This window comes from Cellulosimicrobium sp. BMG9.22 (genome assembly GCF_059159975.1).
In genome coordinates, this window is record NZ_JBZGBY010000043.1 from 1 (window position 1) to 22,802 (window position 22,802).

The following is a 22,802-nucleotide window of genomic DNA, read 5'->3' on the forward strand; positions in this document are numbered from 1 at the left end:
GGTGCCGTCGCCGTAGTCCCACGTGTAGGTGTCGGGAACGGCGCGGATCTGGACCGGGATGCCGAGCAGCGTGGTGTCCAGGATCTGCTCGCCGGGCTCGGTGTAGGTGATGGTCGGGACGTTGACGAGCGTCCACCCGTCCGGGGGTTGCACGACGATGGGTGACGGGGTGAGGGTCAACGTGGCGAGCGCGCGTTCGGCCTCTCCGGCGAGGTCGGCGGGGGCGACGCAGGACTGGTCCGCGACGGGATCGCCCGCGGCCGACCACTCGCCCGGCGTCCCGTCCGCGCCGATCTCACGGGTCTGGCGGTACAGGGCGCCGAGGTAGTACGAGTTCGCATCGCACTCGAGGTTTTCGGTGAGCTGGCGTTCCCACTCAGTGCATCGGCCGGACAGGTCAGAAGTCGGGTCGTCCAGCGCGTTCACCACAGAGCACGTGGTCTGCTCGGCCCGGAAGTACTTCTCCGTCGCGGGGCCGCCTGCGGCAGAGCCGTCAGTTTCGTAGGTGCCGCCACCGACTGTCGCCTTCTCAGCTTCGAGGAGAACCTTGTCGGTGAGGGTCTCGCCCCCGATGTCCGTGTAGCCAGGATTCGGTGCGGAATCCGTTTGGAGTTCGATCCCGTGACTCGTCGATGGAGTCAAGGCAAGTGATACGGCCAAGCTGACCGTCAGGGCGCGCAGACGTGCACCAGCACGTGGTTTCGCGTTCACGAGGGGATCGGCGCGATAGTGACAACGACCCAAGAGCCGTTACGAAGTCCGAGCTCCATTCGTCGGTGCTCCGTCGTGGTCGAGGATGAGAAGAGCTCCGCACCCTCGCCGTCCTCGATCAGGATCTCGGTCTGTGTGTACTCGACGTCGAGCGGCGTCATTCCTGTCGCCTCGTCACGCAAAAACCGACCGGGATCCTCAACGGTCGCCTCCACGACACCACCCGAGAAGACGTCGCCGCGTTCGGCGATCAATTGGGCTTGCTCGATGAACCCACTGCATGGTTCACACTCGGGAAGGGACATCGACTCCCACTCGGCTGTGTCTCCCGTCGTCATGGCGTACGGGTAGAGCTCGAGGAAGTACTCCGCAGCGGCCGCGGCACCTCCGGCGTCGTCGCGGTCCATCGCCGCCGGTCGTTCCGGCTTGACCGGGCCGGTCTCGGTCGGCTCCGGTTCGGGCGTCTCGGTCGGCGACGGCGACACCGGCTCCTCGACCGACGTCGACGGTGATGGGTCGGGATCGGCGTCGCCGGTGCAGCCGGCGACCACCAGCCCCACGGCGACGGCGACACCCACGGCGAGCGACCGCCGTCGGGCACGGGCACGGGACAGCACACGGACGGGACGACTCACGGGACCCCCTGCAGGTCGATGACGAGCGACGGCGGCACGGAGCCGCGGTGGCTCCGGCGTCGTCGCGCGAACTGCCCCAGAACCTAGCGAAATCACGTGCGCGACGGAACCGCTCGTCCCGTTCTGTGGACAACGACGTCCGAGATGTCCAGGAGGCGGCATCTCGACGGTCCCGATGACGAGCGCGATGCGCGCAGGTGAACGTTGCTCGAAGCCTGATCACCACAACGGACAATTCCTCCCAGAGCACCCGCTGCGCGTTCCTATGCTCCGAGAGGCTGCGGCGCGGAGGCGACCTGTGAAGCTTCCCCGACAACGCGCGGCCGACCACTTCATCACCGGACGAGCGGACTGCCGTTGTGACCACCGTCGTGACCCCGAGGGCGCCCCGCGCCGCGGGTGCTCCACCCCACGCGGGCGACCCGCACGAGCCCCAGGCCCTGCACCGAAGCCGCCTCGCAGCGCGCCGCCGTCGCCGGAACCTGTTGTGGGCACTGCTGCTCGCGGGCCCGAACCTCGTGCTGCTGCTCGTGTTCGTGTACCGCCCGCTGGTGCAGAGCTTCTACCTCTCGACGCTGCAGTGGAACCTCGGGTCGCCCGTCGCGCGGCCGGTCGGGCTCGGCAACTACGTCGAGTGGTTCACCGCGCCGACGACGGGCCGGATCGTCACGACGACGCTCGTCTTCACCCTCGCGACCGTCGGCGGCGCGATGGTCCTGGGCCTGGCCCTGGCGTTGCTGCTGAACCGGAAGCTGCGCGGCCGCGGGGTCGCGCGCACGGTCGCGTTCGCGCCGTACGTGCTGTCGGGCTTCGCCGTCGGGATCCTGTGGCTGTTCATGTTCGACCCGCGCTACGGGCTGGTGCAGGAGCTGCTCGGCTGGGTGGGCGTCGCGTCGCCGCAGTGGTACACCGAGCGCCCGTGGCCGCTCGTGATGATCGTCGTGGTCTACCTGTGGAAGAACCTCGGGTACGTCGCGCTCATCTACCTCGCGGGCCTGCAGTCGATCCCGCAGGACCTGCAGGACGCGGCCGCGATCGACGGCGCGTCGTCGGCCCGGAGGCTGCGCTCGATCGTCCTGCCGCTCCTCACCCCGACGACGTTCTTCCTCGTCGTGACGATGCTCCTCGCGTCGCTGCAGTCGTTCGACACGATCAAGGCGATGACGCAGGGCGGGCCCCTCGGGTCCACGACGACGCTCATGTACTCGATCTACGAGGAGAGCTTCGTCAACGGTCGCGCCGGGTACGCGTCGGCGGTCGCCACGATCCTCTTCCTCGTCCTGCTCGCGGTCACGGCCGTGCAGATGCGCTTCGTCCAGCGGAAGGTCCACTACGCATGAGCGCCGTCGCGCCCACCACGACCGGGCGACCCGAGGCCGCACCCGCCACCCCGGCCGTGCGCGCCCCGCGCGCCGCCGGGACCTCGCAGGCCCGACGGCGCAGGCTCCAGCCCGGCGGGTACCTCGCCCTGGTCCTCGCGACCGTCGTCCTCGGCGCCCCGCTGCTGTGGATGGTGCTCGCGAGCCTGAAGACCCCCGCGGAGCTGTACACCGTCCCGCTGCAGTGGCTCCCGGGCAGCCTGAACCTCGACAACTACGCCCAGGCTGCGGACTCGATCCCGTTGGGCCGACTCCTGGCGAACAGCGTCGGGATCACCGTCGTCGGCGCGGGGCTCAAGGTCGCGCTCGGCCTGACGTGCGCCTACGCGCTCGTGTTCCTCGACTTCCCGTTCAAGAAGGTCGTGTTCGGGCTCGTCATCGCGACGCTCATGATCCCGCCGCAGATCACGATCATCCCCAACTACACGCTCGTCGCGAGCCTCGGCTGGCTCAACACCTACCAGGGCATCCTCGTGCCGGGCCTCGCGAGCGCGTTCGGCACGTTCCTGTTCCGCCAGCACTTCCTCACGTTGCCGCGGTCGATCCTCGAGGCCGCCGAGCTCGACGGCGCAGGGCACTGGCGCAAGCTCTGGCGGTTCGTCGTGCCGATGAGCACGCCGACGCTCGCCGCCGTCGCGCTCGTGTCCGTCGTGACGGAGTGGAACGACTACCTGTGGCCGTTCCTCGTCATCGACCAGCCGGACAAGATGACCCTCCCCGTCGGCCTGACCCTCCTGCAGAACACCGACGGCATGACGAACTGGGGCGTGCTGCTCGCCGCGACGGTCGTCGTCACGCTGCCGATCCTCGTCGTCTTCCTCGTCCTGCAGCGCCGCCTCGTCGCGGGCCTCACGGCCGGTGCGGTCACGGGCTGACCCGGCCGACGCCGTCGCGCACCCCGACCCTCGACCCCCAGACTCCCCGGCCCGCCTCGCACGGTCCGGGTTCCCCGAAGCGCACCGAGACCCGGTGCACGACCTGAAGGAGCACCTGTGTCCCACCGCCTCACCGCACCCGTCGGGCGACCCGCGCGCCGCCGTCGGGCCCGCGCGGCCGCCACCGCTCTGACCGCGGTCGCGGCGCTCACGCTCACCGCGTGCGCCGGGCCGAGCGTCGCCGGAGCCGACGGCGCCGCCACCGACGGTGACGAGGCGACGGCAGAGGCCGTCGACTGGTCGACCGTCGAGCCCGCGACCGAGATCACCTGGTGGAGCAACCACCCGGGCACGTCGCAGGAGATCGAGCAGGAGCTCATCGACCGCTTCGAGGAGGAGTCCGGCATCTCGGTCGAGCTCGTCACGGCGGGCGCCAACTACGACGAGGTCGCCCAGCGCTTCCAGGCCGCGTCGCAGACCGACGAGCTGCCGGACGTCGTCATCGCGTCCGACGTGTGGTGGTTCCGCTACCACCTCAACGACCAGATCATGCCGCTCGACGACGTGCTCGAGTTCGTCGAGGCCGACGCCGACGACTACCAGCCCGCGCTCTACGCGGACTACGAGTACGAGGACCAGCACTGGGCCGTGCCCTACGCGCGCTCGACGCCGTTGTTCTACTACAACAAGGACCTGTGGACGGCGGCCGGCCTGCCCGACCGCGGCCCCGAGACGTGGGACGAGCTCGAGCAGTGGGACGCGTCCCTCAAGCCGCTCGTGCCCGCGAACGGCTCGACGTTCGGCCTGTCCACCGGCCCGTCGTGGGGCGCGTGGTGGTTCGAGAACATGATCTGGGGCCAGGGCGGGGCGTACTCCGACGGCTTCGAGCTCACGCTCGACAGCGAGGAGTCGATCGCGGGCGGCCAGTTCCTCCACGACCTGTTCCACGAGAAGGGCGTCGCGACGCTGTCGGCGGACGACGCGATGGTCGACTTCTCGTCCGGCCTCATCGCCTCGACCATCGGCTCGACCGGCTCGCTCAAGGGCGCGCTCGACGCCGCGACGTTCGAGGTCGGCACGGCCTACCTGCCCGACGGCCCCGCGGGCGGCGGCACCCCGACCGGCGGCACCGGCCTGGCGATCCCGTCGTCCAAGTCGCCCGAGGAGCAGCTCGCCGCGGCGATGTTCCTCGCGTTCCTCACGAACACCGAGAACACGGCGTACTTCTCGCAGAACACCGGCTACATGCCGGTGCGCACGTCGGCCGTCGAGTCCGACACGATGAAGGCCATCTACGAGGCGACGCCGCAGTTCCGCACCGCCGTCGACCAGCTCGCCGACAAGGCCCGCATCCAGGACGACGTCCGCGTGTTCGTCCCGGGCGCCGACGCGCTGCTCAACGAGGCGATCGAGCAGATCGTCATCGAGGGCGTCGACCCCGCGACGGCGTTCGAGTCGATCACGCCCCGCATCGAGACGGCGTACACCGAGAACGTGGAGCCGTACCTGTGACCGGGGCCGGGGGGACGGCCCCGGGCACCGGCGCGGCGAGCGCCACCGGGCGCGGTGGGGCCCGGCCCCGGGTGGTCGCGCACCGCGGCAACAGCTCGGTCGCGCCGCAGAACACCCTTGCGGCGTTCGAGGCGGCGTGGCGCGCAGGCGCCGACGCGATCGAGCTCGACGTGCAGCTCACCGCCGACGGCGAGGTCGTGGTCATCCACGACGACACCGTCGACGCGACGACGTCGGGCAGCGGGACCGTCGCGCGGCTCGACCGGGCGGCGGTCCGGGCCCTCGACGCCGGGTCGTGGTTCTCGCCCGCGTTCGCGGGGCAGCGCGTCCCGACGTTCGCCGAGGTGATCGCGCTCCTCGAGCGGCGGCCGGGCATCGACCTGCTGCTCGAGCTCAAGGGGTCGTGGACGGTGGAGCAGGTGCGGCGCGTCACCGGGCCGCTGCGGTTCGCAGCCCTCACGGACCGCGTCGTCGGGCAGAGCTTCTGGCCCGAGACGGTCGCCGCGCTCCGCGACGCGGACCCGGGCCTGCGCCGCGGGCTCCTGGTCGCCTCGCTCGACGACGACGTGCTCGCCTGGGCCGACAAGCTCGACGTCGTGACGTGCAACCCGCTCGGGACGCTCCTCCTCGAGGACCCGGGGATCGTGCAGCGCCTCCACGACGACGGCCGCGAGGTCTCGGTGTGGACGCTCAACGAGCCGGAGCACTGGGCGGCCGCGGTCGACCTCGGCGTCGACGGCATCATCACCGACCGCCCCGACCGTCTGGCCGGCTGGCTCTCCGCCCGCGGCGTCTGACCGGACCTGGGTCACCGCTCGTCGCCGAACCCGGGTTGCGCGTCACGACAGCTGCCATCTGACGTGAAAACCCGGGTTCGGCGCGCTCTGCCGGGGCCTCAGCGCGTGACGACGACTGCCGCCTGACGGGAAACCGCGGGTTCGGCGCGCTTCCTCGACCTCAGCGCGTGACGATCGTCGTGACGACGTCGGTCACGGCCGGGTGCCGGGGCGTCGATCCGAACCCGAACCGCACGGGCGGGTCGACGTCGTGCAGGTCTCCCAGCGGCTCGCCCGCCCACGCCGTGCGCGCGGCGACGATCGTGCGCACGTCCGTCGCGCCGTAGTGCTCGACGCGCCCCGGCCCCGCGCTGCCGCGCGTCCGCACACCGCGCAGCAGCACCCGCGCGACCGGATCGGTGAGCGCAGTGGCGTGCCGCGACGTCGTGATGCGCTGTGGCAGCACGCGCAGCGCCCGTCCTAGGGCGGTCCGGCGCCCGACGACGATCGTCGCCTCGAGGGGCCCGGCCACCACCCGCCAGGCCCGGACCCCGGCGAGGTAGAGCCCTGGTCTCCCGAGGTAGAACCGTGGTCCGACGAAGGAGAACCGTGGTCGCGCGAGGTAGAGGTCTGGTCGGTCGGGGTAGAGCTCCGGTCGGTCGAGTACCGTCTCGGCGTCGAGGTCCGTCACCGTCACCGGGGTGATCTCAACCCGGTCGAAGCGGTACGTCGTCGCGACGAGGTCCGCGACCTGACGCGACGGCGCGAGCAGGAGCCGTTCGCCGTCGGGCCGCTCGACCATGACGTCGGCGAACGCGCCGAACGGCGACGCGTCCCAGCGGCCGACGACGACACGCGTCCCCGATGCGGTGCCCCAGCCGGCGATGCGGCCGCGGAAGCGGAGCACGCTCGACACCCGCGCAGCGTAGGCCGGACGCGGCCGGCTCGCGCCTGCTCGACGAGCGAGCCGCCGCCCGTGGCGAGACGCTCGGGGGAGGCGGCGACCGCCGTCGGACAGCAGGAGGTGTGACCCGTGCCGAAGACCACGCGCGACGGCGACGCGAAGCAGTCCGAGATCCCGAGCACGCTGCAGCGCTCCGACGAGAAGGCGCAGCGCACGTTCGCCAAGGCGTTCGACGCCGCGATGGAGCAGTACGGCTCGGACCAGCGCGCGCGACGCGTGGCGTTCGCGGCGCTCAAGCACACGCACGAGAAGATCGGCGACCACTGGGAGCCCAAGGACGAGCCCGGACCGTCGGACGCTCGCGCCGAGGAGGGCGGCCTCGACTCGAGCGCCGACACGGCGGGCGGCGTCGACGCGAACGCGAGCAAGGAGCACCTGCTCGACGTCGCGCGCCGGCTCGACGTCGACGGCCGGTCCTCGATGACGAAGGACGAGCTCGTCGAGGCGATCCAGCGCGCCAACGACCGCGAGACGCGCCGCGCCCGCGGCGACTGACCGCCGTCGCGCACGACCACGCCTCTACCTCGCGCAACCACGCCTCTACCTCGCGCAACCACGCCTCTACTTCGTGGGACCAGGCCTCTACCTCGACCGACCAGGGTTCTACCTCGCGAGGTAGAGGCGTGGTCCTCCGACGTGTCAGGCGGGGTGGCGGCGGGGCGGCACGCGCACGCGGTCGAGGTCGGCGGCGACGGTGAGCTCGCCGTCGAACACCTCGCGCGCCTCGCGCCAGTACTCGGTCGGGTCGGGGTAGCGCTGCGAGAAGTGCGTGAGCACGAGCGACCGCACGCCCGCCTCGGCCGCGACCGTCGCCGCCTGGCGCGCGGTGAGGTGGCCCCAGCGCTCGGCCTGGTCGCGGTCGCGGTCGAGGAACGTCGACTCGATGACGAGCAGGTCGACGCCCGCCGCGAGCCGGTGCACCGCGTCGCACAGGCGCGTGTCCATGACGAACGCGAACGACTGTCCGGGGCGGGGTCGGCTCACCTCGTCGAGCGTCACGGTCCGGCCGTCGGGGGCCCTCACGACGCCCGTCCGCTGCAGCTCGCCCACCACGGGTCCGGCGAGACCGAACCGGTCCAGCAGCGAAGGATCGAGCGAGCGGCCGTCCGGCTCGTCGAGCCGGTAGCCCATCGCCTCGAGCGTGTGGTCGAGCCGCTCGGCGCGCAGCGTGAAGCCCGGGTCCGGGCGGCCGGAGACGGGCGGGACGACGCCGGCCGTCGTGAGCGGCTGCAGCTCCAGGTGGCCGCGGCGGAAGTGCGCGCTCGCGTCGAGCAGGTGGTCGACCCACCGCTGGCCCGACGCCGGGTACGTCACCCCGATCGTGTGCCGCACCGCGTCGCCGCTGATGCGCTGGGACACACCCGCGAGGCCGAGGCTGTGATCACCGTGCAGGTGCGTGATCGCGATGCGCGTGAGGTCCGTCGCGGAGACGCCGGCGAGCGTCATCTGCCGCTGCGTCCCCTCGCCGGGGTCGAAGAGGATCGCCTCGTCGTCCCAGAACAGGACGTAGCCGTTGTGGTTGCGGGTGCGCGTCGGGACCATGCTCGCGGTCCCCAGCACGACGAGCTCGCGGCGGGACATGGCGCCAGCGTGCCACGCGAACGGCTCGTAGGGTGGCGGGAGACCACCGTCGAAAATCGCGGAACCCCGGAGAACCATGCGCCTGCTGCTCGTCCGCCACGGACAGACCCCGTCCAACGTCGCCGGCCTGCTCGACACCGCCCTGCCGGGGCCCGGCCTCACCGCGCTGGGTGCCCGTCAGGCCGCCGCGATCCCCGACGCGCTCGCGGACCGTGTGGTCGAGGGGGTCGCGGTCTCGACCCTCGTGCGCACCTCCCTCACCGCGGCTCCGCTGGTCGAGCGTCTGGACGGGGTTCGAGGTGGCGGTCGAGGTGGTGCCGAGCCGCTCGTGCTCGACGGGCTGCGCGAGGTCGACGCCGGGTACCTCGAGATGTCGGCCCACCACGACGACCACATGCGCTACCTCGAGACGGTGTTCGCGTGGGGTCGCGGCGAGCCCGGGCGCCGCATGCCCGGCGGCCCCGACGGCACCGAGTTCCTCGGTCGCTACGACGACGCCCTCGAGAGCGTCGCGCAGACCGGGTGGGAGACCGCCGTCGTCGTGTCGCACGGTGCCGCGATCCGCGCGTGGGTGTGCGCGCGGGCCGCGGGGGTGGACGTCGACCGGCTCGCGTGGACGCCGCTGGCCAACACAGGCCTCATCGAGGTCGAGGGGGATCCCGGGTCGGGCTGGCGTCTCGTCGGTCTGAGCGACGGCCCGCTCGGCGGCGCGTTCCTCGACGACCACGTCGCCGAGGACCCGACGGGCGAGTCCGTCGCTGAGGAGGAGCGCCGCGCCGAGGCGGACGGCTGATCGACTAGCGCCCGGCCCGGGTACGGAGCTCGGCAGGCATCCAGGGGTAGGGGTCGACGAGCGCCTCGCGTCCGGCACGGACGTCGTTCCGTAGCGTGCGAAGAACCTCGCTCGCGACGTAGAAGCGCCCGCGCGTGTTACCGACGGCGTCGAGCAGCCCGGAGTCGACCAGCCGGCGGAGGTCGCGGGTGGCGGTCTGGTCCTCGAGGGCCGCGCGCTTGGCGTAAGAGGGCCGGGTGATGCGGTAGCCGAGCGCGGCGTCGAACAGTGCGTCGACGCTCCGCTCCGGCACGCCGTGCTCGGCGACGATGGCATCGAGCGCGCGCCACGTCGCCTCTGCCTCGGAGAATCGGCGGCGAAGTGTCTGAGCCTGCATGTGATGCGCGCGCAGGATGAACTTGATCCAGAGAGCCGCGTCGTTCTGCGGGTTCCACGCGCCTTCTCCCGTGACCGCCAGGACCCGGTAGTAGTCGTCCGTGTTGTGCCCCAACCACTCCTCGATGCTCGAGAAGGTGGGTTCGAGCACCTGGTCCTGACCGAGGACCAGCGTCTGGAGCGCCCGTGCCATGCGTCCGTTGCCATCGCGGAATGGGTGGATCATCACGAGGTTGAGGTGCGCCATCGCGGCGTCGACCATCGCATCCGCTCCGTCGTGCCGGATCGTCCGGACGAGCGCGTCCACGAGCCCGGGGACCTCGTCGGCCGGAGGGCCCTCGTAGACGGTGCGGTCCGCCGTCTCGTCGCGTACGTACACCACGCCGGGGCGGAACCGACCGGGATCTGCTCCGAGGTCGTGCTCGAGCAGCATGAAGTGCAGGGAGCGGAGGGTCTGCGCCGTGAGGACGAATCCCGGGTCAGGTGTCATGCGCAGGATGAACGTCATCATCCTGCGGTAGCCCATGATCTCTGCCCAGGTCCGCTGGTCAGCCGTCATGGGCGGTTCGTCGTCGACGGCGGCGACCGCGTCCTGATCGGAGACGGTGTAGCCCTCGATCGTGTTGGATCCCTGGATCGCACGCGCCTGTGTCGTGCGCCGCATCCCGTTCGACCACCGACGGGGGACCCGGAGCGCGTCGGCGAGGGACTCGCGGAGCGCGTGGACGTCGGCGATCACACCGAGATCTTCGAGATCGGTCTCCGGTATGCGATAGATCGGCTCCACTGCCACTCCCGACGTTATGACTGAATCATTGGGACATAGCCTAACCTGCTGTCTGAATGATTAAGTCATAACGACAGTGGTGTCATAGCGGCGTTTCGTGATCCTGTCGCTCGTCACGATCGTGACATACGCTCGCTCCATGGCCGACGCACCGCTGCCCGCGACCAACGAGCGACCGCTCGAGTCCGACATCGTCACGGACCTGCGCGAGCAGATGACGTACGGGTCCTACCTGCACCTCGACACGCTGCTCGCCGCTCAGGCGCCCGTGAGCGACCCCGAGCACCACGACGAGATGCTCTTCATCGTCCAGCACCAGACGACCGAGCTGTGGCTCAAGCTCGTCCTCCACGAGCTGCGCTCCGCGCGCGACCTCCTCGCCGCCGACGAGCTCGGGGCCGCCCTCAAGCGCATCGCGCGCGTCAAGCACATCCAGCGCACGCTCACCGAGCAGTGGTCGGTCCTCGCGACGCTCACGCCGAGCGAGTACGCGCAGTTCCGCGGGTTCCTCGGGCACGCCTCAGGCTTCCAGTCGTGGCAGTACCGCGCCGCCGAGTTCCTGCTCGGCAACAAGAACGCGCGCATGCTCTCGGTGTTCGACGCCGAGCCCGAGGCCCGCGCCGACCTCGCCCGGCTGCTCGCCGAGCCCAGCGTCTACGACGAGTTCCTGCGCCACCTCGCGCGTCAGGGCCACGACGTCCCGCGGCGCGTCCTCGACCGGGACCTCACCGTCGCGCACACGCTCGACGACGACCTCGTCGAGGTCTTCCGCCGCATCTACGACGACCCCGAGGCGCACTGGTCCGCGTACGAGACGTGCGAGGAGCTCGTCGACCTCGAGGACAACTTCCAGCTCTGGCGCTTCCGTCACATGAAGACTGTGCTGCGCATCATCGGCACCAAGCGCGGCACGGGCGGGTCGAGCGGCGTCGGGTTCCTGCAGAAGGCGCTCGACCTCACGTTCTTCCCCGAGCTGTTCGCGGTCCGCACGGAGATCGGGCGGTCGTGAACGTCGTGCCCCTCGGCCGGCCCGGCGGTGGCGGCACGTGGCTCCCGCCGTTCACCGACGCGCACGTGCACCTCGGCCTCGTGGACCCCGTCGCGGTGCGGCGCGGCGGGATCGCCGTCGTGCACGACCTCGGGTGGGTGCCCGACGTCGCACGCACCTGGCCGGGCACGCCCGGCTTCCCGGACGTCGCGTTCGCGGGCGCGTTCCTCACCGCACCGGGCGGCTACCCGTCGGACCGGTCGTGGGCGCCGCCCGGGTCCGTCGAGGCCGTCGCGAACCTCGACGAGGCCGTCGCCGCCGTCGACCGCCAGGCCGCGGCGGGCGCGTCGTTCGTCAAGGTCGCCCTGCACGCCGACGCCGGCCCGGTGCCCGACGACGTCACGCTCGCCGCGCTCGTCGGCCACGCCCACGCGCGGGGCCGGGACGTCGTCGTGCACGCCGAAGGGAAGGGCATGGCGGCGCGCGCGTTCGAGGCCGGCGCCGACCGGCTCGCGCACGCGCCGTTCAGCGAGCGCCTGCCCGACGACCTGCTCGCCGCGATGGCCCGCCCGCGGGGTGTCGACACCCACCGTGCCGCCGCCCACGCCGAGCACGACCCTGCGCGCCGTCGAGCACGGGATGACGGGCGGAATGGGCCGGATAACGTCGGCAACCCCGTGTTCGGCGGGGCGGGGGAGAGCCGCACAACCTGGGTGAGCACGCTCGACATCCACGGGTGGGGCAGACCGACGGCTGAGCAGGACGTCGCGATCGACAACGTGCGGCGCTTCGCCGCGCTCGGCGGGACGGTCGTGTACGGGACCGACCTCGGCAACGGGCCGCTGCCCCTCGGCGTGAACGTGCGCGAGCTGCGGGCGCTCGCGGCCGCCGGCCTCGACGCACGCGCCCTCCTCGCAGCCCTCACCCACGACTCCGCCGCCGAGAGATGCACTCCCGGTCGAGAGAGGCACGCGGGAGTGCATCGCTCGACCGAAGGTGCATCTCTCGCGACGTGGATCCCCGGCGACCGGCCCGACCCCGGCGACACGGAGGCCACCGTCGCGTGGCTCGCGCGCGCCGTCGTCGTCGAGCGGCCCGAACCGGCAGCCGAGCAGCACGCATCCCGCACCCCGGAGGAACAGCCATGACCGACACGACGACCGGCACGAGGCCGACCGACCACACCGCGCGCGCCGCCGCCCTCGACGCCGCGGACCCGCTCGCGCGCTTCCGCGACGCGTTCGTCGACTCCGACGAGGTGACGGCCTACCTCGACGGCAACTCGCTCGGCCGCCCGACCCGCGCGTCCGCCGACCGTCTCGCGCGGTTCGCGACCGAACGGTGGGGCGCGCGGCTGATCCGGGGCTGGGACGAGGAGTGGTACGAGCTGCCCCTCACGGTCGGCGACCGCATCGGCGTGGTGGCGCTCGGTGCCGCGCGCGGCCAGACGTTCGTCGGCGACTCGACGACCGTGATCCTCTACAAGCTCGTCCGGGCCGCGCTCTCGGCGCCGCAGGTCGCGGGCCGCGACGAGATCGTGCTCGACTCCGGCAACTTCCCGACCGACCGCTACGTGCTCGAGGGCGTGGCGCGCGAGCACGGCGCGACGCTGCGGTGGATCACCCCGACGCACGACGGCGGCGTGACGCCCGAACAGGTCGCCGACGTGCTCTCCGAGCGGACCGCGCTCGTCGTGCTGAGCCACGTCGCGTACCGGTCGGGCCACCTGAGCGACGCCGCGGCGATCACGCGCCTCGCGCACGACGCCGGCGCGCTCGTCCTGTGGGACCTGTGCCACTCGGCGGGCGCGGTGCCCGTCGAGCTCGACGCGTGGGGCGTCGACCTCGCGGCGGGGTGCACCTACAAGTACCTCAACGGGGGGCCGGGCGCGCCGGCGTTCGGGTACGTCCGCGCAGACCTCCAGGGCGAGCTCACCCAGCCGATCCAGGGCTGGATGGGCAGCGCCGCGCCGTTCGAGATGGGCCCCACGTATGCGCCGCACGACGGGATCCGGCGGTTCCTCTCGGGGACGCCCGCGATCGTCGGGATGCTCGCGATGCAGGACATGCTCGATCTCCTGGAGACCGCGGGGATGGCCGCCGTCCGGGAGAAGTCCGTCGCGCTCACGGAGCACGCCACGGCGCTCGCGGACGACCTGCTCCTCCCGCTCGGCGCCCGGTACGCGTCGCCGCGCGACCCCGAGCGCCGGGGCAGCCACGTCACGGTGGACCACGACGCGTTCGAGGCGACGCTCCCGCTGCTGTGGGAGCGCGGCGTCATCCCCGACTTCCGGCGCCCGAACGGCCTGCGCCTCGGGCTGTCGCCGCTGTCGACGTCGTTCGACGAGGTGCGCGTCGGCGTCGAGGCGGTGCGCGACGCGCTCGTCGAGGTCGGCGGTGGTGCGACGCACGAGCCCCGGACGTCTTGCGCTCCGGCCGCTGCGTCGGAGCCGGGCCCGGTGCGGGGCGCGGGCGCGGCGGACGCGTGATCCTCGACGACCTCGACGCGCGGCCGGGGAGCGCGACGTCGCTGCTGCGCACCGTCGTCGGGCTGTACCTGCGGGACGTCGGAGGGTGGGTCGCGGCGGCGGACGTCGTCGGCGTGCTCGGCGTGCTCGGCGTCGCACCGGCCGGAGCCAGGAGCGCGCTGTCGCGCGTCAAGTCCAAGGGCCTGCTCGTGCCCGAGCTCGTCGACGGCCGCGCGGGATACCGCCTCGCGCACGACGCCGTGCCCATGCTCGAGCGCGGCGACCGCCGGATCTTCTCCTACCGCCCGCAGGCCGACGACGACCCCTGGTGCCTCGTGTCCTACTCCCTGCCGGAGGCGCGCCGCGACGCACGGCACCAGCTCCGACGTCATCTCGGGGCGATCGGCGCGGGCACCGTCGCGGACGGGCTGTGGATCACGCCCGGGCACCTGGTGGACGAGGTCGAGCAGATGCTCGTGACGCTGGGCGTACGCGACGCCGCGACCGTCTTCGTCGCGGAGGCGCCACGCGTCTCCGGCTCGCTGGCGGACGCCGCCGCAAGGTGGTGGGATCTCGACGGCATCGCAGAGCGGCACCGCGCGTTCCTCGCGCTGCACGACGGCGCAGGACCGGCGGGCGACACGCCTGCGCCGGCCGACGCGTTCGCGCGATGGGTGCGCGCCGTCGACGACTGGCGGCTGATCCCGTACGTCGACCCCGGCCTGCCGGCGAGCGCGCTGCCCGACGACTGGCCCGGCACGGGGAGCGTCGCGCTCTTCGGTGACCTGCGCGCGGCGCTCGCAGGAACCGCCGCCGAGCACGTCCGAACCCTGACGAGGTAGCGACCTTGACCGTCCTCGCGCCGCGCGGACCTTCGTGCCCCACGCGGAGGTACGTCCCTGCGCGCCGGGTGCGCGCGTAGGCGCGCCGGGTGCGCGCGTAGGCGCGCCGCACGGCGACGTCGTACGGCGCGACGCCGCAGGTCGGGCGACCTGGGTTCGGGGGAGAGTCGTCATCGGGCCGACGCCGAGCGTTCATACGGCCGCCCGTTGCGGGCCACCCGCGATCCCTACGGTGACAGCGCTTCCCGTTCCGGCGCGGCGTGGCCACGGTGGTCCGACGGCCGTCGCCACGCGGCCCACGACCAGCGAAGGAACCCATGACCCTCCACGCATCCGGTGCGCCCACGCTGCTGCGGCGCAGCACGGCGTCCGCTCTCGCCCTGTCGCTCGCCGGCGCGGTGCTCGTCACCGCGGCGACGACCGCCGTACCTGCCGCGGCCGCCGACGAGTCCCTCCTCTCGACGTCCGGCACGACCTGGCGCTACCTCGACGACAACACCGACCCGGCCGGCACGGACGCGAACCAGCTCGCGTGGACGACCACCGCGTTCGACGACTCCGCGTGGAAGTCCGGCACCGGCGCGTTCGGCGCCAAGCGCGGCGCGGCGACGGGGATCGGCGATGCCTTCCCGGTCACCACGCTCCTCACGCAGTACGTCGAGGGCACGACGACGGACGTCCCCACGTTCTTCTTCCGCACCGACGTCGAGCTCGCCGCGGCGGACCTCGAGGGCGTCCCGGCCTTCGAGGGCGAGATCGTCTACGACGACGCCGCGATCGTCTACGTGAACGGCGAGGAGGTCGTGCGCCTGGGTGACGACGGCGGCGAGATCACCGAGAACCTGCAGTACCACGGCAACGGGCGCACCGATCCGGTGACCGGCACGTTCGTCGTCCCGGCCGACGCGTTCACGGCGGGCGAGAACACGATCTCCGTCGCGCTCTACCAGGACGCGCCGACGAGCTCGGACATCTACCTCGACGTCCGCTCGATCGTGCCGACGCACGGCGAGGTGTGGGACGTCGCGCTGAACGTCGGTGCGGACGAGACGCAGGCGAACGTCGCGTGGTTCGCCACGCTCTCCGGCGAGGGCGAGGTGCAGTGGGCGCCCGCCGACGAGGCGGGCGGCGAGGTCGACTGGTCGGCCGCGGCGACGTCGTCGTCCACGAGCGGCACGGCCGCCGACGGCGCGACCTACCACCACGCGACGATCACGGGCCTCGAGGAGGACGCGTCGTACGTCTACCGCGTCGGGGGTGCGGCGTCGGGATGGTCGGAGCCGACCACGTTCGCGACCGGCACGTTCGGCGACGAGTTCAGCGCGCTGTTCGTCGGTGACGCGCAGATCGGCGCGAGCGGCGACGCCGCGAACGACGCGACGCGCTGGGCCGCGCACCTCGACACCATGACCACGCGCCACCCCGACACGTCGTTCCTCATCTCCGCGGGCGACCAGGTGGACAGCTCGGGCAACGCCGGCCAGTACAGCGGGTTCCTCGCGCCGCGCCAGATGCGCGAGCTGCGCTTCGCGACCCAGGACGGCAACCACGACACGGCGTCCGCGCTGTACGACCAGCACTACGCGATGCCGAACCTCTCGACCGAGCAGCGCCGCGACTACTGGTACGGCTACAACAACGTGCTCGTCGTCGCGATCGACTCGAACGACTCCGACGCGGCGGAGATCGCCGGTCACGAGGCGTTCCTGCGCGACGTGATCGGCGAGCACGGCGACGCGTACGACTGGGTCGTCGTGACGTTCCACCACTCCCTCTACAGCCAGGCGTTCCACTCGCGCGACTCCGACGTCGTCCGGATGCGCGCGGCGCTCTCGCCCGTCTTCAGCGACCTCGGCGTGGACCTCGTCCTCGCGGGCCACGACCACATCTACACGCGCTCGTACCTCATGGAGGGCGCGACGCCGGTCATCCCGGCCGACGCGCCGGCCGAGGGCGACGTCCTCACGCCGGACGAGGACCAGGTCCTCTACCTCACCGGCAACTCGTCGTCGGGCTCGAAGTTCTACGACTTCGACGGCGCGAAGCCGTGGACGGCGCGCTGGGAGCAGTCGCGCGAGGCGAGCTACTCGGACCTCGACGTCACGCCGACCTCCCTGACCGTCACGACCTACGCCGCCGCGACGCAGCGCGTCGTCGACCAGGTCACGCTGGAGCGTGCCGACGACGCCGGCCCGGCGCTCGACGCCGAGACGAGCACGCGCTGCCTCGCCGGCCAGGCGTACGTCGCGGTCCGCGCGACGAACGCGGGCGACGTCGCGGCCGACGTGACGCTGGAGACGCCGTTCGGGTCTCGCACGGTCGAGGCCGTCGCGCCGGGCACGGCTGCGTACCAGTCGTTCGCGGTGCGGTCGGCGGCGGTCGAGGCCGGCTCGGTCACCGTGACCGGCACCCTGCCCGACGGCGGCGCCTCCTCCGCGCAGGACGTCGCCTTCGCGGCGCTCACCTGCGGCTGACCCGTCCCCTGGCAGCAGGTCGTCACCGTGACCTGCCGAACCCGGGGTCATGCGTCACCGGACGGTCCGGCTGGCGCGTTACCCCGGGTTCGGCATTCTGAGGTGCGGGGCGCCGTCGTGCCCGCTGAGCGCGGCCGCCCGGACGAGGCCGCCCTGCGCGGTACGACGCGCGAGCGCCGTGAGCTCGCGGGCGCGGATCCCGGGCCAGCCGTGGACCGCCTCCACCCACTCCCGTGGCACCGCCCGGGCGCCGTAGCGCGCGCCGAGCAGAGCCCCCGCGATGGCCGCCACCGTGTCCGTGTCGCCGCCGATCGACACGGCCGCCTGGAGCGCGGCCACGAGGTGGTCGCGGTGGGCGGACGCCGAGCCCTCCGGTGCGGAGGTCGTCGCGATCGCGTGCCACGCGGCCTGCAGGGCGGTGACGGTGAAGCCGTTCTGCCGCAGGTCGGCCGTCGGACGGGGAAGCTCGGCGTCGGCGATGACCGCGGACCAGCGCGCCGCCGCGTCCGGGTCCAGGAGGTCGAGCCCCGCGCGCACGTCGAGCCGCCGCTCGGTCACGGCGACGCGGACCGCCTCCGACCAGAGCACGCACGACTCGCCCGCGAGCGGGTCGGTGTGCGTGAGCTCGGCGACGGCGCGCGCCGCCCGGGCGGTCGCGCGGCGGTCGTCGAGCGCGACCAGGCCGACGACGCCCGTGCGCATGAGAGCGCCGTTCCCGGCCGTGCGACCGGTCGCCTCGTGGAGCGCGGCGGACGCGTCACGCAGGCGCCTCGCGGCGGGACCCCGTCGGGCGGCCGCGTCCCGGAGCACCGCCGCCGTCTGCGTGCCCACGTCGCTCGCCCCGCCGGTGCGCCAGGCCTCGAACGCGGCGGCGACGTCGTCGAGCGGCGTCGAGCCGAACGCGTCGGGGACGGGCGAGAGCACGTCGTGCGACGCGGTGACGCGCGCGACGCACACCGACATCTGCGTGTCGTCGCTCCACTCGCCCGGCGCGTACGGGCCGAGGCCGCCGCCGCGCATGATCGCGATCTCGTCGCGCTGCCCGGGGCCGGGCGGCATCGCGAACTCGTACGGCACACCGAGCGCGTCGCCCGCGGCCTGCGCGAGCAGCACGCCCGACGCGCGGTCGAGCACGCCGTGGTCGAGCGGGTCGGTGGGGGCGGGGGCTGCGGGCGGCGTCGTCACGCCGCGATCGTGCCACGATGACGCCATGACCACGACGCCTGACGACCTCGCCGCTCTCATCGCCTCCGTCGAGGCCGACGAGCGCGACCTCGTGCTCCGGACCTTCACCCACGCCGACGCCTGGCGCCTCGGATGCCTCCTCTTCGAGCTCGCGGACGAGCGGGACCTGCCCGTGACGATCGACGTCCGCAAGGGCCCGCAGCAGGTGTTCCACGCCGCGCGCGAGGGCACGACGCCGGACAACGACACCTGGGTCGAGCGCAAGGTGCGGGTCGTGCAGCGGTTCGGGGCGTCGTCGTACCTCGTAGGCCTGCGCCACCGCGCGCAGGGGACGTCGTTCCACGACAAGCACCAGCTCCCGCTGCAGGAGTATGCCGCGCACGGCGGCGCGTTCCCCGTGCGCGTCGAGGGCGTGGGGATCGTCGGGGTCGTCACCGTCTCCGGGCTCGCACAGGGCGACGACCACGCGCTCGTCGTCGAGGCGCTCCGCGGCTTCCTCGGCTGATCTCGTCCTCGGGCCGCCTCCGGTCATCGGTACGCCGACGGCCGTCCCTCGCCTCGCGGCCGGGAACGTCTCGCCTACGACTCGCAGGCGACCCCGTCGCCGTCGCGGTCGAGCTTCGGCGCGTAGCCGGGCTGACCCGCGTACAGCGGTGCGGCGCCTGCAGCCCTGGCTTCGGAGCAGTTCGCGTAGGAAGCCGAGCCACCCGTGTCGGCCGGTGGGGGAGCGGCGGGCGCAGGTGCCTCGTCCGCTGGGGGCGCCGGTGCCGCGGCAGGCGCTTCGGCGTCCGCCACCGCCGTCTCGCGGGCCTCGACGGCGGCGACGCGTGCGGCGAGGTCCGTCTCGGACGACGCGACCGTCGTCTCGCGGGCCGCGATCTCGCTCTCGCGGGTGCCCACGGCGGTCTCGCGGTCGTCGAGAGCAGTCCGGGAAGCGGAGATCTCGGCCCGGGTCGTCTCGAGCACCACGAGGTCGTCGTCGAGCTCGGCCCGCTCCGCGGTGACCTCCGCGGTCTCCTGGGCGCCGGCCGCGACCAGCTCCTCCGCCTCGTCGAGGGTGCGGTCCGAGTCTCCTTGCCCGACGAGGAGACCCCCCACGAAGAGCGAGACCGCCCCCGCGCCCGCGATCGTTCGACGGAGCGCGCGGCGACGGGTCGGAGGCGCGACCCAGAACTCCCACCCGTCGGGCGCGCTCGGCCAGGCGGGGTCCGGATGCCAGCCGGGGGCGGGGCGCCAGTCGGCTTCCGGGGCGGGCCAGCCGGGAGGAGGGTTGAACGTCAGACTCATGAGCGGTCCTCGCCTGGCGGCCCGCGCTCGTCCTCGGACGCGTGGCCGAGCCTCGTCACCGGGGCGTGTTGTGAACGCTAACCCGCCGGGCGCTCGCCCGGGAGGGGAAGCGCCGGGTGAAAGGTCACGTCCACGCAGGCACGCGGCCGACGGCCGACGACAACGCCCGACCAGGCGGCCTGACGCTCAGTCCCGGACGACCGGGACGTCCTCGAACGTGGGCCACGTCGGGGCCACGTTGACGTACAGCGACTCGATCGACTCGTCGACCGGCCGCGGCAGGTACACCTCGTAGCGGACCGGGCGGTCGACGACGGTCCGGGCGTAGAGCGGGTCGGACTCGAGCTCGGTGCCGCCGTCGCGCACCGGGGTGTAGGACACGAGCGCATAGGGGTCGACGGCCGACGGGTGCAGCTCCCCCTGGCCGGTGAGGTCGTAGACGCTGATCCGGTCGGACTCGCCGTCGACCGGGTCGAGCGGCGTGAGCTGGACGCGCAGCCGCATGAGCGATCCGCGGACCACGATCGGCTCGACCGCGACCAGCACCCGTTCCTCGCGGCCCTCGTCGTTCGGCACGACGACCGTCTTCTCTGCGACGGTCTCGGCGTCGTCGACGAGGTCGACGCGCGGCCCGTCACCCGGGACGAACTCGCCCCGGACCGGGTCGACGTCGTGCTCCTCGATCTCGATGCCGCCGCCCTCGCCGGGGGCGGTCCCGGAGTAGCGCAGCTCGACCCGCCGGTTCTGCGCGCGTGCCACGGCGACGTCGTCACCGCTCTCCGCGACCTTGAGCTCGGACTCCCCGAATCCCTGGACCTCGAACGTCACGTCGGGCCGCTCGGCCGCCGCGGCGTCCGCGACCGCCTGAGCCCGGCGCTGGGAGAGGTCGAGGTTCTCCGAGTCGTCGCCGACCGAGTCGGTGTGCCCGTCGACGTTCGCGACGACGTCCTGGGGCAGCTCGCGAGCGATCTCCCGCACGCGCTCCACCGCGACCTCCGAGAGGTCTGCGGAGTCGACGTCGAACAGGACGTCGGTCTCGAGCGTGACGACGACCTCCTCGTCCTCGACCTCGACGTACTCGAACGACGTCACGGCGCCCTCGAGCTCGAACGTCGTGGCGACGCCGGGATCCATCCGCGAGATCGCGCTGTCGAGGTCCTCGCGGCTCGGTGCGCCGCCGAGGTCCTCGAGCGTGAGGGGGTCGACGCCGGGCACGAAGCCCTGCTCCTGCGTCTCGCCCGCTGGGCTCTCGTCCGCCGCAGCGGCCGGGATTCCGGTGCCGAGGCCGACGGCGATCGCGCCGGCGAGCGCCCCGGCGAGCGCGGGTCGTGCGATCAGCCTGCTCATTCCACCGGCCCCCAGATCACGGGGACGTCCTCGAACGCGGGCCACGCGTCGTGGAGCCGCACGTCGACGGTCGCCGGCTCGCCCTCGGGGGCCGGGAACCACGCCTGGTAGAGCACCGGCCGGCCGTTCACCGTCTCGGCCGCGACGACGTCCGTGGCGAGGTCCGTCCCCGAACCCGACACGACGTCGTACTGCGTGAGCGCACCGACATCCACGATCCGCGGGTTGTGGTCACCGCCGAGCATGTCGTAGACGGAGTACGTCTCGGTGGGGTCGTCGCCCGCGAAGTGGGGCGTGAAGAGGACGCGCAGCTCGACGGTGGAGCCGTCCGCGGTGAGCGAGACGAGCCCGATCGTCACCTCGTCCTCGGCGGAGCCCGGGACGGGCAGGTGGGTCTCGAGGATCGGCTCGTACTCCTCGGCGCCGACGGTCACGGGCGTCGGGCCCTCCTCGGCGTCGCCGGAGCAGGCGCCGAGTGCGAGCGTGACGCCGACGACGGCGGCGCACGTCGCGACGGCGCGGCGTGCGCGGGAGGATCGGAGGGCAGGAGCGGGCAGGGGCGAGCGAGGTCGGGTGCGGCTCGGCATGGCACGGAGGCTAGCCGACGTCCGCCGTGGAGCACCGGTCCGTCCCGGGGGAGAGGTACCCATGCGGACGACGAACGGGGCCGGCACCGCGGGTACCGGCCCCGTCGTGGGGTGGTTCAGGCCGCGCGCGTGACCTCGATGCGCTGGGGGGCGCGGCCGGCGAACACGCCGGCGACGGTCACGGTGAGCACACCCGCGTCGTACGACGCGCGGACCGCGTCCGCCTCGGCGGCCTTCGGCAGGGTGACGGTGCGGCGGAACTCGCCGAACCGGACCTCGCGGATGCGGCGCCCGGCCGGTGCGGCCGGGACCGCCTCGTCGGCCGCCTCGGTCGTCGTGCCCTCGGTCTCCTCGCCGTCGGCGGGAGCCTGCTCCGCGGGAGTCTCGACGACGCGCTGGTCGCGACGCTCGCCGCGGACGACGAGACGGCGGCCCTCGAGCTCGACGGTCACGTCGCGCTCCGGGTCGACGCCCGGGACGTCGAAGCGGGCGACGAGGTCGTCGCCCTCGCGGTAGACGTCGGCGGCCGGTGCGTAGCCGGACCGGTCGACGGCCGTGCCGGTCGGTCGCGCCCAGAGTTGGCGCACGACGCGCTCGGTGGGCAGCGGTCGGAACGGTGCCACGGTGTAGGTGCTGATCATGGTGGTCCTCCAGGTCTGTCGTGCCACGGGTCCGTGGCGTCTGACCGGTCCAACCTTGAGCGCGCCCGGCTCAATCCCGCGTTCGCGCACGACGAACGCCCGTCACCTGGGGCGAGGTGGCGGGCGTTCGTCGGTGCGCGGGTCGTGGTCAGCGCAGCTTGCGCTTGTAGGCGTTGATGGCGAGGGCGTAGGCGAGGGCGAGGATGGCGACGAGCCAGGCGAGGGCGATCCAGATGTCGGTGCCGGCGGGCTGGCCGGCGAAGAGTGCACGGAGGGTGTCGACGATGGCGGTGACGGGTTGGTTCTCGGCGAACCAGGCGACGGGGGCGGGCATGGTGTCGGTGGGGACGAAGGCGGAGGAGATGAAGGGCAGGAAGATCAGGGGGTAGGAGAAGGCGGAGGCGCCGTCGACGGTCTTGGCGGAGAGGCCGGCGACGACGGCGAGCCAGGTCAGGGCGAGGGTGAACAGGGCGAGGATGGCGGCGACGGCGGCCCAGGCGCCGACCGAGGCGCTGGTGCGGAAGCCCATGGCCAGGGCGACGGCGATGACGATGGTCACGGAGATCATGTTCGCCACGAGTGAGGTCAGGACGTGG

At 72.9% G+C, this 22,802-nt stretch carries 22 protein-coding genes and 1 pseudogene; 12 read left to right on the forward strand and 11 right to left on the reverse strand.

The features are described 5' to 3' along the window. Positions 1–711, reverse strand: a pseudogene (locus AC4H2H_RS18530) (hypothetical protein); the annotation flags it as partial. Further along, complete coding sequence (locus AC4H2H_RS18535; protein WP_494372303.1) at positions 708–1,289, reverse strand: DUF6318 family protein; 582 nt, start codon at positions 1,287–1,289, stop codon at positions 708–710. The gene AC4H2H_RS18535 and the pseudogene AC4H2H_RS18530, both read right to left, overlap by 4 nt. Before the next feature lie 416 nt (positions 1,290–1,705). Between AC4H2H_RS18535 and AC4H2H_RS18540 the strand changes: the two genes are divergently transcribed. The 4 genes from AC4H2H_RS18540 to AC4H2H_RS18555 all read left to right on the forward strand — a co-directional run bounded on the left by AC4H2H_RS18540 (position 1,706) and on the right by AC4H2H_RS18555 (position 5,909). Further along, positions 1,706–2,686, forward strand: a complete 981-nt coding sequence (locus tag AC4H2H_RS18540) for a carbohydrate ABC transporter permease (protein ID WP_494372304.1) — start codon at positions 1,706–1,708, stop codon at positions 2,684–2,686. Beyond that, on the forward strand, positions 2,683–3,600 hold the full coding sequence (locus AC4H2H_RS18545) for a carbohydrate ABC transporter permease (protein WP_494372305.1): 918 nt from the start codon (positions 2,683–2,685) through the stop codon (positions 3,598–3,600). Before AC4H2H_RS18540 ends, AC4H2H_RS18545 begins: the two co-directional genes overlap by 4 nt. 117 nt (positions 3,601–3,717) lie before the next feature. Next, complete coding sequence (locus tag AC4H2H_RS18550) at positions 3,718–5,112, forward strand: ABC transporter substrate-binding protein (protein WP_494372306.1); 1,395 nt, start codon at positions 3,718–3,720, stop codon at positions 5,110–5,112. Then, a complete protein-coding gene (locus AC4H2H_RS18555; RefSeq protein ID WP_494372307.1) occupies positions 5,109–5,909 on the forward strand; it encodes a glycerophosphodiester phosphodiesterase in 801 nt (266 codons plus the stop codon). Before AC4H2H_RS18550 ends, AC4H2H_RS18555 begins: the two co-directional genes overlap by 4 nt. Before the next feature lie 160 nt (positions 5,910–6,069). Here AC4H2H_RS18555 and AC4H2H_RS18560 read toward each other — a convergent pair whose 3' ends face one another. Continuing rightward, positions 6,070–6,804: a hypothetical protein gene (locus AC4H2H_RS18560; RefSeq protein WP_494372308.1), complete on the reverse strand. Its 735-nt coding sequence runs from the start codon at positions 6,802–6,804 to the stop codon at positions 6,070–6,072. 117 nt (positions 6,805–6,921) lie between these two features. On the opposite strand from AC4H2H_RS18560, the gene AC4H2H_RS18565 reads away from it, so the two are divergent. After that, positions 6,922–7,347: a ChaB family protein gene (locus tag AC4H2H_RS18565; protein WP_494372309.1), complete on the forward strand. Its 426-nt coding sequence runs from the start codon at positions 6,922–6,924 to the stop codon at positions 7,345–7,347. 144 nt (positions 7,348–7,491) lie between these two features. On the opposite strand, the gene AC4H2H_RS18570 is transcribed toward AC4H2H_RS18565, so the two are convergent. After that, positions 7,492–8,433 (reverse strand): ribonuclease Z, encoded by a 942-nt coding sequence (locus tag AC4H2H_RS18570; RefSeq protein WP_494372310.1) that lies wholly within the window; start codon positions 8,431–8,433, stop codon positions 7,492–7,494. Between the two features lie 76 nt (positions 8,434–8,509). On the opposite strand from AC4H2H_RS18570, the gene AC4H2H_RS18575 reads away from it, so the two are divergent. After that, positions 8,510–9,226: a histidine phosphatase family protein gene (locus tag AC4H2H_RS18575; RefSeq protein WP_494372311.1), complete on the forward strand. Its 717-nt coding sequence runs from the start codon at positions 8,510–8,512 to the stop codon at positions 9,224–9,226. Between the two features lie 4 nt (positions 9,227–9,230). Here AC4H2H_RS18575 and AC4H2H_RS18580 read toward each other — a convergent pair whose 3' ends face one another. Then, positions 9,231–10,340: a Fic family protein gene (locus AC4H2H_RS18580; RefSeq protein WP_494372312.1), complete on the reverse strand. Its 1,110-nt coding sequence runs from the start codon at positions 10,338–10,340 to the stop codon at positions 9,231–9,233. A gap of 187 nt (positions 10,341–10,527) precedes the next feature. On the opposite strand from AC4H2H_RS18580, the gene AC4H2H_RS18585 reads away from it, so the two are divergent. From AC4H2H_RS18585 to AC4H2H_RS18605, 5 genes are all read left to right on the forward strand, one after another. Next, positions 10,528–11,397 carry a tryptophan 2,3-dioxygenase gene (locus tag AC4H2H_RS18585; RefSeq protein WP_494372313.1) on the forward strand — a complete coding sequence of 290 codons (870 nt, stop codon included), beginning with the start codon at positions 10,528–10,530 and terminating at the stop codon, positions 11,395–11,397. Then, complete coding sequence (locus AC4H2H_RS18590) at positions 11,394–12,524, forward strand: hypothetical protein (RefSeq protein ID WP_494372314.1); 1,131 nt, start codon at positions 11,394–11,396, stop codon at positions 12,522–12,524. The genes AC4H2H_RS18585 and AC4H2H_RS18590 overlap by 4 nt, the downstream gene beginning before the upstream one ends. Further along, positions 12,521–13,864 carry a kynureninase gene (locus AC4H2H_RS18595; RefSeq protein ID WP_494372315.1) on the forward strand — a complete coding sequence of 448 codons (1,344 nt, stop codon included), beginning with the start codon at positions 12,521–12,523 and terminating at the stop codon, positions 13,862–13,864. The genes AC4H2H_RS18590 and AC4H2H_RS18595 overlap by 4 nt, the downstream gene beginning before the upstream one ends. Then, positions 13,861–14,685, forward strand: coding sequence for a PaaX family transcriptional regulator (locus AC4H2H_RS18600; RefSeq protein WP_494372316.1), 825 nt, complete (start codon positions 13,861–13,863; stop codon positions 14,683–14,685). Before AC4H2H_RS18595 ends, AC4H2H_RS18600 begins: the two co-directional genes overlap by 4 nt. A 317-nt stretch (positions 14,686–15,002) precedes the next feature. Next, on the forward strand, positions 15,003–17,159 hold the full coding sequence (locus AC4H2H_RS18605; RefSeq protein WP_494372317.1) for a fibronectin type III domain-containing protein: 2,157 nt from the start codon (positions 15,003–15,005) through the stop codon (positions 17,157–17,159). A 78-nt stretch (positions 17,160–17,237) separates the two neighbouring features. Here the strand turns inward: AC4H2H_RS18605 and AC4H2H_RS18610 are convergent, their stop codons facing one another. Beyond that, positions 17,238–18,344 (reverse strand): ADP-ribosylglycohydrolase family protein, encoded by a 1,107-nt coding sequence (locus tag AC4H2H_RS18610; protein WP_494372318.1) that lies wholly within the window; start codon positions 18,342–18,344, stop codon positions 17,238–17,240. Between the two features lie 25 nt (positions 18,345–18,369). On the opposite strand from AC4H2H_RS18610, the gene AC4H2H_RS18615 reads away from it, so the two are divergent. Continuing rightward, positions 18,370–18,849, forward strand: a complete 480-nt coding sequence (locus tag AC4H2H_RS18615; protein ID WP_494372319.1) for a heme-degrading domain-containing protein — start codon at positions 18,370–18,372, stop codon at positions 18,847–18,849. 74 nt (positions 18,850–18,923) lie between these two features. On the opposite strand, the gene AC4H2H_RS18620 is transcribed toward AC4H2H_RS18615, so the two are convergent. The 5 genes from AC4H2H_RS18620 to AC4H2H_RS18640 form a co-directional block, all read right to left on the reverse strand. Beyond that, positions 18,924–19,631 (reverse strand): excalibur calcium-binding domain-containing protein, encoded by a 708-nt coding sequence (locus AC4H2H_RS18620; protein ID WP_494372320.1) that lies wholly within the window; start codon positions 19,629–19,631, stop codon positions 18,924–18,926. A gap of 186 nt (positions 19,632–19,817) precedes the next feature. After that, positions 19,818–20,978, reverse strand: a complete 1,161-nt coding sequence (locus AC4H2H_RS18625; protein ID WP_494372321.1) for an OmpA family protein — start codon at positions 20,976–20,978, stop codon at positions 19,818–19,820. Continuing rightward, positions 20,975–21,565: a hypothetical protein gene (locus AC4H2H_RS18630; protein ID WP_494372322.1), complete on the reverse strand. Its 591-nt coding sequence runs from the start codon at positions 21,563–21,565 to the stop codon at positions 20,975–20,977. Before AC4H2H_RS18630 ends, AC4H2H_RS18625 begins: the two co-directional genes overlap by 4 nt. Before the next feature lie 116 nt (positions 21,566–21,681). Next, positions 21,682–22,206 (reverse strand): Hsp20/alpha crystallin family protein, encoded by a 525-nt coding sequence (locus AC4H2H_RS18635; protein ID WP_494372323.1) that lies wholly within the window; start codon positions 22,204–22,206, stop codon positions 21,682–21,684. A gap of 148 nt (positions 22,207–22,354) precedes the next feature. After that, the coding region (locus AC4H2H_RS18640) for an ABC transporter permease (protein WP_494372324.1) at positions 22,355–22,802 on the reverse strand (448 nt) is incomplete at its 5' end.

What these genes read in the sequence shown, in the direction of transcription:
- AC4H2H_RS18620 (WP_494372320.1), bottom strand. Translation starts at nt 19,631, where the DNA reads ATGAGTCTGACGTTCAACCCTCCTCCCGGCTGGCCCGCCCCGGAAGCC.
- AC4H2H_RS18545 (WP_494372305.1), top strand. Translation starts at nt 2,683, where the DNA reads ATGAGCGCCGTCGCGCCCACCACGACCGGGCGACCCGAGGCCGCACCC.
- AC4H2H_RS18595 (WP_494372315.1), top strand. Translation starts at nt 12,521, where the DNA reads ATGACCGACACGACGACCGGCACGAGGCCGACCGACCACACCGCGCGC.
- AC4H2H_RS18585 (WP_494372313.1), top strand. Translation starts at nt 10,528, where the DNA reads ATGGCCGACGCACCGCTGCCCGCGACCAACGAGCGACCGCTCGAGTCC.
- AC4H2H_RS18615 (WP_494372319.1), top strand. Translation starts at nt 18,370, where the DNA reads ATGACCACGACGCCTGACGACCTCGCCGCTCTCATCGCCTCCGTCGAG.
- AC4H2H_RS18630 (WP_494372322.1), bottom strand. Translation starts at nt 21,565, where the DNA reads ATGCCGAGCCGCACCCGACCTCGCTCGCCCCTGCCCGCTCCTGCCCTC.
- AC4H2H_RS18605 (WP_494372317.1), top strand. Translation starts at nt 15,003, where the DNA reads ATGACCCTCCACGCATCCGGTGCGCCCACGCTGCTGCGGCGCAGCACG.
- AC4H2H_RS18570 (WP_494372310.1), bottom strand. Translation starts at nt 8,433, where the DNA reads ATGTCCCGCCGCGAGCTCGTCGTGCTGGGGACCGCGAGCATGGTCCCG.
- AC4H2H_RS18625 (WP_494372321.1), bottom strand. Translation starts at nt 20,978, where the DNA reads ATGAGCAGGCTGATCGCACGACCCGCGCTCGCCGGGGCGCTCGCCGGC.
- AC4H2H_RS18575 (WP_494372311.1), top strand. Translation starts at nt 8,510, where the DNA reads ATGCGCCTGCTGCTCGTCCGCCACGGACAGACCCCGTCCAACGTCGCC.
- AC4H2H_RS18635 (WP_494372323.1), bottom strand. Translation starts at nt 22,206, where the DNA reads ATGATCAGCACCTACACCGTGGCACCGTTCCGACCGCTGCCCACCGAG.